The 12234-nt window shown below is 33.2% G+C and carries 11 protein-coding genes; 7 read left to right on the top strand and 4 right to left on the bottom strand.

Annotated elements, in window-relative coordinates:
• The first annotated feature begins 38 nt into the window (after positions 1 to 38).
• Both purN and rnhA read left to right on the top strand, forming a co-directional pair.
• On the top strand, positions 39 to 608 hold the full coding sequence (gene purN, locus FPG59_RS09100) for a phosphoribosylglycinamide formyltransferase (protein WP_086454301.1): 570 nt from the start codon (positions 39 to 41) through the stop codon (positions 606 to 608).
• Between the two features lie 5 nt (positions 609 to 613).
• A complete protein-coding gene (gene rnhA, locus FPG59_RS09095) occupies positions 614 to 1093 on the top strand; it encodes a ribonuclease HI (protein WP_086454300.1) in 480 nt (159 codons plus the stop codon).
• Here the strand turns inward: rnhA and FPG59_RS09090 are convergent, their stop codons facing one another.
• Positions 1094 to 1669 (bottom strand): hypothetical protein, encoded by a 576-nt coding sequence (locus tag FPG59_RS09090; RefSeq protein ID WP_086454299.1) that lies wholly within the window; start codon positions 1667 to 1669, stop codon positions 1094 to 1096.
• 206 nt (positions 1670 to 1875) lie between these two features.
• Between FPG59_RS09090 and FPG59_RS09085 the strand changes: the two genes are divergently transcribed.
• A complete protein-coding gene (locus FPG59_RS09085; RefSeq protein WP_086454298.1) occupies positions 1876 to 2799 on the top strand; it encodes a PfkB family carbohydrate kinase in 924 nt (307 codons plus the stop codon).
• A 135-nt stretch (positions 2800 to 2934) separates the two neighbouring features.
• Positions 2935 to 4833 carry an amidophosphoribosyltransferase gene (locus FPG59_RS09080; RefSeq protein WP_086454297.1) on the top strand — a complete coding sequence of 633 codons (1899 nt, stop codon included), beginning with the start codon at positions 2935 to 2937 and terminating at the stop codon, positions 4831 to 4833.
• A 358-nt stretch (positions 4834 to 5191) separates the two neighbouring features.
• Here FPG59_RS09080 and FPG59_RS09075 read toward each other — a convergent pair whose 3' ends face one another.
• Positions 5192 to 5800, bottom strand: coding sequence for a superoxide dismutase (locus FPG59_RS09075; RefSeq protein ID WP_086454296.1), 609 nt, complete (start codon positions 5798 to 5800; stop codon positions 5192 to 5194).
• Positions 5801 to 6101: 301 nt separating this feature from the next.
• On the opposite strand from FPG59_RS09075, the gene FPG59_RS09070 reads away from it, so the two are divergent.
• The gene (locus FPG59_RS09070) at positions 6102 to 7103 is read left to right on the top strand and encodes a hypothetical protein (protein WP_086454295.1); all 1002 of its coding nucleotides are present in this window, start codon (positions 6102 to 6104) and stop codon (positions 7101 to 7103) included.
• Complete coding sequence (locus FPG59_RS09065) at positions 7063 to 9318, top strand: hypothetical protein (RefSeq protein ID WP_086454294.1); 2256 nt, start codon at positions 7063 to 7065, stop codon at positions 9316 to 9318. Before FPG59_RS09070 ends, FPG59_RS09065 begins: the two co-directional genes overlap by 41 nt.
• 9 nt (positions 9319 to 9327) lie before the next feature.
• On the opposite strand, the gene FPG59_RS09060 is transcribed toward FPG59_RS09065, so the two are convergent.
• Positions 9328 to 10011, bottom strand: coding sequence for a ComF family protein (locus FPG59_RS09060; protein WP_086454293.1), 684 nt, complete (start codon positions 10009 to 10011; stop codon positions 9328 to 9330).
• A 97-nt stretch (positions 10012 to 10108) separates the two neighbouring features.
• On the opposite strand from FPG59_RS09060, the gene FPG59_RS09055 reads away from it, so the two are divergent.
• Positions 10109 to 11650, top strand: a complete 1542-nt coding sequence (locus FPG59_RS09055; protein WP_086454292.1) for a glycine--tRNA ligase — start codon at positions 10109 to 10111, stop codon at positions 11648 to 11650.
• 52 nt (positions 11651 to 11702) lie between these two features.
• Here FPG59_RS09055 and FPG59_RS09050 read toward each other — a convergent pair.
• A partial coding sequence (locus tag FPG59_RS09050; protein ID WP_086454291.1) for a DUF3575 domain-containing protein occupies positions 11703 to 12234 on the bottom strand: 532 nt, incomplete at its 5' end.

The raw sequence follows: 12234 nt of genomic DNA, 5'->3' as shown, positions 1-12234 counted from the left end.
ATTATGCTTTTTTTTGTGGCTTCAAATAGAATGTAATTATGAAAAAAATCGTGATTTTTGCCTCCGGATCGGGTACAAATGCTGAAAATATTATCCAATATTTCAAAAAAACAAGCTCAGCAGCTGTTGTTGCAGTTTTTACAAATAATCCTAAAGCAGGTGTGATTACGAGAGTTCAAAAATACAATTTACCAATAGAGATTTTTACCAAAACACAATTATTTGAAAACGAAGTACTACAAAAAGTTCAGGCTCTTCAACCAGATTTGATTGTTTTAGCTGGTTTTTTACTCCAATTCCCTTCAAATATTATTAATGTCTACCCTAATAAAATCATAAACATTCATCCCGCATTATTACCTAAATATGGTGGAAAAGGAATGTATGGGATGCATGTACATCAAGCAGTTCTTAATAATAAGGAATTAGAAACGGGAATCACGATACACTATGTGAATGAGAATTACGATGAAGGCGCTATAATTGCACAGCAAAGTGTTGCATTATCAGCAGTAGATACTGTTGCAACAATAGCCGAAAAGATACATGAACTAGAGCAAGAGTTTTTCCCAATTATTATAGAGCGTATTTTAAACCAAAGTATATAATTGTGATGGGACACGATGTACATATATATACAGATGGTGCTGCCAAGGGAAACCCAGGAAATGGAGGGTATGGTGTAGTCATGGAATGGGTAGGAAAACCGTATAAAAAAGAATTTTATGAAGGGTTCCGTAGGACGACCAATAATAGAATGGAATTATTAGCAGTAATTGTTGGACTTGAAAAGTTGAAAAACCCTAATACCAAAGTTTTAGTAGTTTCGGATTCTAAATATGTAGTAGATTCTGTAGAAAAAAAATGGGTTTTAGGCTGGGAAAAAAAAGGTTTCGTTGACAGAAAAAATGCCGATTTGTGGAAACGGTTTTTACTAGTATACCGCAAACACAAAGTCGATTTTAAATGGATTAAAGGGCATAATAATCATGTTCAAAACGAAAGGTGTGATGAATTAGCCGTTATGGCATCTATGCAAAAACAACTTTCTGTGGATGCTTTTTATGAAAAAGAGGAAGCTAAATTGTTGTAATTATTTAAAAGATTCTTTTCTTTTTCGAATGTAATCTATACCTAAATAACAATCTGAACTTAAATCATAGCCGTTTTTGAATAAAATGTATGCTATAGTTGAGTATTCTCCTTCTTTTATAATTTCGCGTTTGATAGCTACTCTTTTTGAAGCTGTTGTCTTTGAATACTTTCTTAAAAACATCTCAATACCTATGCGGTTGAAATCTTTTTCAATATTTGGGTTAACTTTAAAGCTTTCTAAATAAGTTCTTTTGTTGTGTACTTTACTGTCTAAAATATAGTCTTGATTTAATACAGCATTTAAAAATTTTGAAAAAGAATCAAATTTTAAATAGTAATGGTTTTTATAAAGAAATAATAACTCACTAACGCTGCTTAAAAGTATTTCTTTATCACTAGTCTTAACAAACAGATCAATTTGATATGTTGTAGGCGGAGGTGCTTTAACAAGAGTGTCGTTAACCTCGCTAAGTTCACTAAAATTTTTAATAATTTCTTTAGAAAAGTTTGGCTTCTTGCTTTCGCATGAGAGCAGCAAACAGATTGAAACAAAGAAACTTGATTTTATTTTCATTTTATAAAATTATTGGTAAACAAATTTAGTTAAAAAAGGAAGGCAGATTTAAGCTAATTTATCAAAATAGAAGTTTTAGATATTCCATTTACAAACCTTTTAAAAATAGAATTAAAGCCAATATTTTAAGTAAACTTTGAGATTTAAAAGCTTTGCAACTTTACAACTTATAAACTATCTTTGCCCCTTAATTTGAAACGTATATAATGAATAAATTATTGATTGTTGGAACAGTAGCTTTTGACGCAATTGAAACTCCATTTGGGAAAACGGACAAAATTTTAGGTGGTGCAGGAACATATATTGGTTTGTCTGCTTCTTTTTTTAATGTGCAATCAGCCATTGTTTCTGTAGTTGGAGATGATTTTCCTCAAGAATATTTAGATTTATTAACTTCAAGAAACATTGATATCTCTGGACTAGAAGTAGTACAAGGTGGTAAAACCTTCTTCTGGAGTGGTCGTTACCACAATGACTTAAACTCAAGAGATACACTAGATACACAATTAAATGTTTTGGCTGATTTTCAACCAAAAGTACCACAAGATTATAAAAATGCTGAGATTGTAATGCTAGGGAACTTACATCCATTAGTACAAAGCAGTGTTTTAGATCAAATGGAAACTCAACCTAAATTAGTAGTGCTAGACACGATGAATTTTTGGATGGATTGTGCATTACCTGAATTGTTAGACGTAATCAAACGCGTTGATGTAATCACTATCAATGATGAAGAGGCTAGACAACTTTCTGGAGAATATTCTCTTGTTAAGGCTGCTGCCAAAATTCACACCATGGGTCCTAAATATGTGGTAATTAAAAAAGGAGAGCATGGCGCACTTCTTTTTCATGATAAGGAAGTTTTCTTTGCTCCAGCATTACCATTAGAAGAAGTGTTTGACCCAACAGGGGCAGGAGATACTTTTGCAGGAGGATTTGCAGGTTACTTGACTCAAAGCGAAAACATCTCTTTTGAGAATATGAAAAACGCTATCATTCAAGGTTCTAACTTAGCTTCTTTTTGTGTAGAAAAATTTGGTACCGAGAGAATGCTTACTTTAGAAAAAGCTGAAGTAGTGTCTCGATTAAAACAATTCAAATCGCTAACACAATTTGACATAGAATTATAATATCTTAAAACCTCGGAAACGGGGTTTTTTTGTTTAAAAACGGTAGTCTAAAATCTTAAGTATTACCGTGTTAAAAGTAAAAATTACCTACTATTTTTTTTAGAATAACACAACAACACAACAAATTACACTACAATGAGCGATGCTTTACAACATGAATGTGGAATAGCTTTAATACGATTATTAAAACCGCTTGAATATTACAAAGAGAAATATGGAACCGCATTTTACGGAATCCAGAAAATGTATCTTTTGATGGAAAAGCAACACAACCGAGGTCAAGATGGTGCTGGTTTTGCAAGTATTAAACTAGATGTAGAACCTGGTGAACGGTACATCAGCCGTGTACGATCAAATCATGCACAGCCTATACAAGATGTCTTTGCACAAATAAACGACAGAATAAACGAAGAAATGGCAGCACACCCTGAGTATGCTGATGATGTGGCTTTACAAAAACAAAAGTTACCGTACCTTGGTGAATTGTTCTTGGGACATGTGCGTTATGGAACTTTTGGTAAAAATAGTATCGAAAGTGTTCACCCATTTTTACGTCAGAATAACTGGATGCACCGTAACTTGATCTTAGCAGGAAACTTTAATATGACAAATGTTAAAGAGCTTTTTCAAAATTTAATAGATCTAGGACAGCATCCAAAAGAAATGGCTGATACTGTGACCGTAATGGAAAAAATAGGTCATTTTCTAGATAATGCAGTTACAGATTTGTACCAAGATTGCAAAAACGAAGGATTGAGTAAGAGAGAGGCATCACCTGTAATTGCGGAACGATTAGATGTAGCTAAGATTTTAGCACGCGCAGCTAAAAATCTAGATGGGGGATACGCCATGGCTGGACTTTTAGGTCACGGTGATTCTTTTGTTTTTAGAGATCCTGCCGGAATTAGACCTGCATATTTTTATCAAGATGATGAAATTGTGGTAGTAGCATCAGAACGGCCAGTGATTCAGACCGTGTTTAATGTTCCTTTTGAATCGGTGCAAGAAATTGAACCAGGAAATGCATTAATTATCAAAAAAAATGGTACGATTTCTATGAAAGAAATTTTGCCTCCAACGGTTAAAAAAGCATGTTCTTTTGAGCGCATTTATTTTTCAAGAGGTAGCGATGCCGAAATTTATCAAGAAAGAAAAACTCTAGGAAGATTAATCTTGCCAGCAGTTTTAAAATCCATAGATGAGGATACTGACAATACCGTTTTCTCTTATATACCTAATACGGCTGAAACCTCATTTTACGGATTAGTTGAGGCCGCTCAAGATTTCTTAAATCAAAGAAAAAATAATTTCATCCTAGAAAATAGAAATACCTTAACTAAGGAAACGTTGCAAGAGTTGCTTTCGGTTAAAATTCGTACAGAGAAAGTGGCAATAAAGGATGCAAAATTAAGAACTTTTATTACTGAGGATAGTAGTAGGGATGACTTAGTTGCCCACGTTTATGATGTAACGTATGGTGTAATCAAGCCAACTGATAATTTAGTTATTATTGACGATAGTATTGTAAGAGGGACTACTTTAAAAATGAGTATCATCAAAATGATGGATCGTTTGAATCCAAAACGAATTGTAATTGTTTCATCGGCTCCGCAAATTCGTTATCCTGATTGTTACGGTATTGATATGGCAAAACTAGAGGGATTAGTGGCTTTTAGAGCTGCTCTTGAATTGCTTAAAGAAAGAAATCTATATCATATTGTAGATGAAGTGTATGCTAAATGTAAAGCGCAAGAAAATTATAAAGACAATGATGTTGTGAATTATGTAACGGCTGTTTATGCTCCTTTTGAAGCTCAGGAGATTTCAGATAAAATTGCTGAAATGTTAAGTTCACCAGAAATTAAAGCCGAAGTGAAAATTATTTTTCAAACCGTTGAAGATTTACATACTGCTTGTCCAAAAAATTTGGGGGATTGGTACTTTACTGGAGATTATCCAACTCCAGGAGGAAATAGGGTTGTGAACCGCGCTTTTATGAACTTTTATGAAGGTAAAGACGCACGAGCATATTAAAAACAAGACTAAAAGAGGTTTTAATCGATTTTATGAGTTGTTCGTCTAATTTATTTGACGAAATAATATAAAATATATATATTTATATCACCATAATATTAGTAGGTTAAATTTATGGTAGATTTGGGGCAAAAAGGGTGGAAGCAATTCCACCTTTTTTATTGGAATAAAGTCAGGAAAGAAGAAAGAGCAGAGAATATAGAGAAAAGACGAGCAAATTAGGTTATTTGGCTCGTCTTTTTCTGTTAGAATAAAATTTTGAGAATAGAAAGTTAATTTTGAGAATAAAAAAAATAGACAAACAACCTTTCAGTCATTTGTCTATTCTCTATGTTTTTTATTCTATTCTCTTAAAAGATTATTTCTCTAAAGCATATCTTCTGGAAACTTCAGTCCAGTTGATTACGTTGAAAAATGCTTCAATATAATCAGGTCTTCTGTTTTGGTAGTTTAAGTAGTAAGCATGCTCCCAAACGTCCATAGCCAAAATAGGAGTTCCGCCACAACCTACTCCTGGCATTAATGGATTATCTTGATTTGGCGTACCGCAAACCTCAAGTTTCCCTCCTTTTTGTACACAAAGCCAAGCCCATCCTGATCCAAATTGTGTAGCACCCGCTTTACTAAAACTAGCTTTGAACTCTTCAAAAGTTCCAAAAGCACTTTCTATAGCAGCAAGTAAATCTCCTGTTGGTAAGCCACCACCATTTGGTGTCATTACCGTCCAAAATAAGTTATGGTTGTAAAAACCCCCACCGTTATTGCGTACTGCAGCGTTTTTTAAATCTAGGTTTATTAAAATATTTTCGATGGTTTTACCTTCCATATCTGTTCCTGCAATTGCAGCATTCAAATTGGTTGTGTAAGCATTGTGGTGCTTAGAATGGTGGATTTCCATTGTACGAGCATCAATATGTGGTTCTAATGCATCGTATGCATAAGGTAATTGTGGTAATTCAAAAGCCATGATATAATTGTTTTATAAGTGAATTAATATATTATTCAAATTTAAACATTAAAGTTTGGAAACGGAAATTCTATTTCGTTATAATTTCATTAAATTATCCTATTGCTCGGGATATTGAGGTATAAGTAATTTGTATATCAACTGATTGCGTGCTTTGTCTTAGGCGTAGCACTCCTAAATAAGCCAAAAATTTAAACCAATTATATAACGCTCAGTAGTCTTATATATTCAATTTTGAAGTAGAAAAAGAGTGTCCAAGTATATTATTTTGTAGTTTTAAAGTTTTTAAACGTGATTTGTTGTGAAGAAAATCTTATTTGCTGTACTTGCTTTATGTTTTTTAGTTTCTTGTAATTCACACAAAGAACCTGAGATTGCATTTTATTATTGGAAAACAGTATTTAAATTATCTCCTGGAGAAAGGGAGGTTTTAAAAGAAAATGACGTTAAGAAAATCTATATTCGGTATTTTGATGTTGATATTGATAAAAATAACCAACCCTTTCCGCTTGCACCCATACATTTTAAAGAAAAAATAAATGCTTTAACTGTGGTGCCTGTTGTTTACATTAAGAATAAGGTGATGCTTAATCAGTCCCTTGATGTAGCGCTTTTAGCAAGAAAAATTTTTGATTTTGTAAATAAAATTAATGCTACTAACCAGATTTCATGTCATGAAATCCAAATTGATTGTGACTGGACTCTGGAGAGTAAAGATAAATACATGAAATTTATTGAAGTTTTTAAATCCATTTCTAGAAAAAAACTTTCGGCTACAATACGTCTCCACCAAATAAAGTATTTTAATAAAGCCAAGATTCCGGCTGTAGATTGTGGCGTTTTAATGTATTACAATATGGGTAAAATAGCCCCAGATTCCTTAAATTCTATTTATGATCGTAAAATAGCCAGCAAATATCTACCTAGTTTAGAAAAGTATCCATTAAAATTAAACCTTGCTTTGCCTATTTATTCTTGGGCTGTTCATATTAGAGATCAAAAAGTCATTGGCTTAAAGCCTAAAATAGATTACAAAAGCTTAGAAAAAGACACTAATTTTACTGCTAAAATGAATTTGTTTTTTGTGGCTAACAATTCAAATTATAAGGGAGGGACGTTTTATAAGCGCAATGATGTATTGAAAATAGAACGTGTCACCGCACAACAAATTAAAGACATGAGTGCTGATTTAGAATCACACATGAATACGTATCCCGAAGAAATAATTTTTTATGATCTTGACGAAATAAACCTATCTCATTATGAAAAAAACATTTTTAAACAAGCTGTGGCTCGTTTTTAGTGCCATTACATTATCCGTATATTCTATAATTTATGCTTGCGGAGGTGGTGATGATTGGGGCTGGTTTTTTGATTCTAATTTTGCTCCCGAAACATTTGTAGATGCTTCTTATACACCACTTTTTTTATCAACTGACGTTTTTTATGAACGTGGTTTTGATACAGAACATAGTATGCGGTTTAATGATGAAATTGTTTCAGACTGGAGTTTGTACCTCAAAGGGAGCGTAAATCCAGATCAGGTTAAATTTTTTCTCATAGATTCCAGTGCTGTTGATGTAAAAGAACTTTTTACTTTTTTTAGTTCTAAAAAAACAAATAAAAGTGTTCAAAAATGGTCAAGCAAACTTAAATTGAATGATCAAAAAACAAAAGACTTTATTACTTTTTTGCATTATGCTAAAGCTATTGAAGTTGCCTCTGTTACTTATGATTATTGGAGTTATGACAAGCTCAATACAGTTATTCCTATTGATGCCAAATGGGTCTTAGCATTAGAAAAAAAATACAATACAAGCACCGATTCATTCCTAAAAAACAGATATTGGTTTCAATTAATGAAAGCCTATTTTTATATTGACGATCAAAAAAGTGCATTTTCTTTTTTTGAGAAAACTAAAGATGTTGTGCCAAAAAATACGCTTTACTACAGATCACTTTCGTACCTAGCGGGCATGAATTATCGCAATAAAAATTATGCCGAATCTAATTATTTGTACAGTCAAGTTTTTGATCATTGTCCTCGTTTGCGTATTGTATCAGCATACTGTTTTCATCCTCAAGAGCAACTTGATTGGACCGAGTCTTTAAAAATGGCTAAAAATAATCAAGAGAAAGCAGCCCTTTGGGCTATTCAAGGCTACTATGGTGATGAAGAAAAAGCCATTGAGACCATTTATAATCTAAAGCCAGACAGTGAACATCTGGGTTTTTTATTAACTAGATTAATCAACAATCAAGAGAATAAAATTGATAAATCATTTAAAAATAGTACGGTAGCACAGTTTAAAAAAAGAACACAGGACAGTGTTTCTCCTAGCGCATTAAATCTAGTAGTAAAAATTGCTAAATCTGGTAAAACAAAACAGCCTCATTTGTGGCATTTAGCTGCAGGATATCTTGAAACTTTAAATGGAAACTTTAATAATGCATCATCAAATTTTGATAAGGCCGAAAAAACGATGCCCAAAACCAAATTAGCGGTAAGTCAACTCCGCCTGTTGCGTTTTGTTACTAATTTAAGCAAAATAGAGGTCATTACTGATAAAAATTACAACACCATTTTGAGTGATTTAAAGTGGTTGTATTTTGAATTGGATAAAGAAAAAATAGAATACTTGCGCTATCAAAATGCAAGAGAATGGAGTAAAAATTACTTATCAACAGTCTTTAAATCTCAAAAAAACGCTATAATGGCTGAATTGTTTTTAAAAAAGGATACGTTTTATGACTCTCCAGCAAACGTAACTGAAATGAAAACGTTTTTGCTTAAAAAAAATAAATCGCCTCTGGAAGAGGTAGCTGTAAAACATTATGATTACAACCTCATGGATATTAACGCTTATGAAGCAGTTGTGTGCACTTATGACGATAAGATTGTGCAAGCCTTAAATGTCATGAAACAATCTGGAGAGATACAAAACAGTGTATTGTTAGGAAATCCTTTTAATGGGTCTATCAAGGATTGTCATGATTGTGATCATGCAGCATATCAAAAAAAGAAATATACCTTACTAGATTTTCTAAACACTATGAAAATCATGCAAGACAACATCAACAGTAAGCAAGATGTTTATACTAATGCGTTATTAGTTGCAAATGGATTTTACAATATTACACACTATGGTAATGCGAGGTTGTTTTATGAAAGTGAAATTGTAGGATTTGGTTCTAGTCCTTATTTTTTTAGGGATAAAGTCAAAGCAATGATTACAAACTGTAATCAGGCAAAAAAGTATTATCAAATAGCATTTACAGCGGCTAAAACCCAAGAGCAAAAAGCAAAATGTCAATACATGCTGGCTAAATGTGAGCGAAACGAATTTTACAATCAAAAATACAATGCTAACTCAAACTGGTGGCAAGTAGAGAGCGATAACGTTAATTTTAAAGCATGGGATGGCTTTCAAAAATTAAAAAAGGAATACGCAAACACACAATATTACAAAGATGTAATTGCCGAATGTGGGTTTTTTAATACCTATGTAAACCAATAATGTACCTTTTTAAGATTGTGCCATAGCCATACAAACAATACTTATCTTTGCTCCAGGGATTTTCAATAAAGCTCTAGAACATGCCTCAAGTGTGGCTCCAGTTGTAATTACATCATCTACAATAAGAAAATGTTTGTTATGATCTTTTTCATCAAATACAACATCAAAAACGCTTTCTATTCCCTCAGTACGGCCTAGTAGATTTTTCTTTGATTGTGTTTTTGAGTATATATTTCTGTGTAAAATAGTATCGTTGTAACTAATTTTTAAGTTTGATGAAAGTGCTTTCCCAAAAGTAGTAACTTGATTATAACCTCTTTCTCGAAGCTTCTTTGGGTGTAAAGGAACCGGAATTATGGCATCTACATCTTGTAGAGCTTCAACTTTTTTTAATTCATGAGCATACCAATCCCCAATAAGTGTTCCTACTTTTTCATGACCCTTGTATTTCAAGTTGTGAATGACTTGCTGGACAATTCCTTTTTTTCTAAAATAAAATAAAGCTGATGCATGAATTACAGGAATTCGTCCATAGAATTTCTTGAACGCTTCATTGTTTTCCATCAAATGATGATTGGTCAAGGGAATGTTGTGTCTGCAAAGGGTACAAATCACTAATTCATTGGCAACCAAAAAAGAATTGCACCCTGAACAAACTTTTGGAAAAAAGAGATTTATAAAGCTTTCAAACATAGAATCAGGTATTTATTGATAAAAATAAACAAATCAATGCTCCATTGATACATAATTTTCTTTTTTTTATGTTCACTTTTTATATTTTTGCAATACTATGGCAAAACAAGAAGATTTATTTAAGAATGTAGTTTCGCATGCAAAAGAGTACGGATTTATTTTTCCGTCAAGCGAAATTTACGATGGTTTAAGTGCAGTCTATGATTATGCACAAAACGGAGTGGAATTAAAAAAGAACATTCGCGAGTACTGGTGGAAAGCAATGGTGCAAATGAACGAAAATATTGTAGGCCTTGATGCTGCAATATTGATGCATCCTACTACCTGGAAAGCCTCAGGTCACGTTGATGCTTTTAATGACCCGTTGATAGACAACAAAGATTCAAAAAGAAGATACAGAGCCGATGTTTTAATAGAGGATTATGCCGAAAAATTAAATGTAAAGGCAAAAAAAGAAATCGAAAAAGCAAAAGTTCGTTTTGGAGATGCTTTCAATGAGCAAGAATTCATTACAACCAATGCGAGAGTGGTTGAATATCTAGCAAAAGAGAGAGAAATTCTAGAAAGAATGGGTCGCTCATTAGGCAACGGAGATCTTGAGGATGTCAAAGCTTTGATAGAAGAGTTAGAAATTGCCTGTCCAGAGTCTGGTTCTCGTAATTGGACTGAAGTGCGTCAATTCAACTTGATGTTTGGTACTAAATTAGGAGCCTCAGCAGATACGGCAATGGATTTATACTTGCGTCCAGAAACTGCTCAAGGTATTTTTGTAAACTTCTTAAATGTGCAAAAATCTGGACGAATGAAAGTTCCTTTTGGAATTGCACAAACCGGTAAAGCGTTTAGAAACGAAATCGTAGCGAGACAATTTATTTTCCGTATGCGTGAGTTTGAACAAATGGAGATGCAATTTTTTGTACGTCCAGGCGAAGAAATGAAGCATTATGAGTTTTGGAAAGAAGCCCGGCTAAAATGGCATTTATCTCTAGGTTTAGGGAAAGAAAGATACCGCTTTCACGATCACGAAAAACTAGCACATTACGCTAATGCTGCTGCTGATATAGAATTTGATTTTCCTTTTGGATTCAAAGAATTAGAAGGAATTCACTCTAGAACTGATTTCGATTTGAAAGCACATGAAGAATTTTCAGGTAGAAAATTACAGTATTTTGATGCTGAATTGAACCAGAATTATGTGCCTTATGTGGTAGAAACCTCAGTTGGTTTAGACAGAATGTTCTTGGCGGTTTTTGCTACTTCCTTAAAAGAAGAAACGCTTGAAGATGGATCTACTAGAACAGTGCTGAAATTACCTTCAGTACTTGCTCCAACTAAAGCAGCTATTTTACCATTAGTTAAAAAAGACGGATTGCCAGAAATTGCTAGGCAAATTATTGATGATTTGAAATGGGATTTCAGTGTATCGTATGATGAAAAAGATGCGGTAGGGAGACGTTATAGAAGGCAAGATGCCTTAGGAACGCCTTTCTGTATCACTGTAGATCATCAAACTCTTGAAGATCAAACGGTAACTATACGTCATAGAGATAGTATGAAACAAGATCGTGTAGCTATTGCGGATTTAAAAGCCATTATTGAAAATGAAGTTTCAATGAAAAATTGGTTGATGAAAATGTAATACATGATAATTATAGCAACAAAAAAGCTTCTCAATTGAGAAGCTTTTTTGTTTAGAAACGGTACCCTAGTGTTATACCACCACGCGGAACAACCTCTGGGCTATTGGTACTTAGTAAATTTCGACCTATTCCCGCATTGATTTCAAAGACAAATCCACGTTTGTGCACCCACTTTGACCCAAGTCCAAAACCAAGAGCAAAATCAGTATAGCGATCTTCATCAATATTAGTTAAATTTCCATTATTGTCGTAATAGTACATTTTATTACTAATACCAGTACTTATCATACTAAAACCTTCTACAAAAAATCCAGCAGCTGGTTTTTTTCCAAAATAAGCACGGTAGTAAGGAGTGAAGATAAAATTGCTATCAAATTCATCTTCGGCAACAAAGAAAACGGTTGCTCCTACACCGCTATCCTCTGTAATAAGTCTCTCGTAAGTAATCTCTACGGCACCTAAAACTAGGAATAAGGCATTTCCTTTAATTTCATTTTTCTTGAAGGTTGGTACTTCTTTTTCTTGGCTAAACGCTATACAGCAGCAGAATACACATAGTAAAGTAGTTATTTTTCTCATGATT

The organism is Flavobacterium sp. FPG59 (assembly GCF_002150205.1).
In the GTDB taxonomy this organism is placed as follows: Bacteria; Bacteroidota; Bacteroidia; order Flavobacteriales; family Flavobacteriaceae; genus Flavobacterium.
The sequence above is the reverse complement of the archived record's forward strand: the minus strand, read 5'-3'. Positions and strand labels throughout refer to the sequence as shown.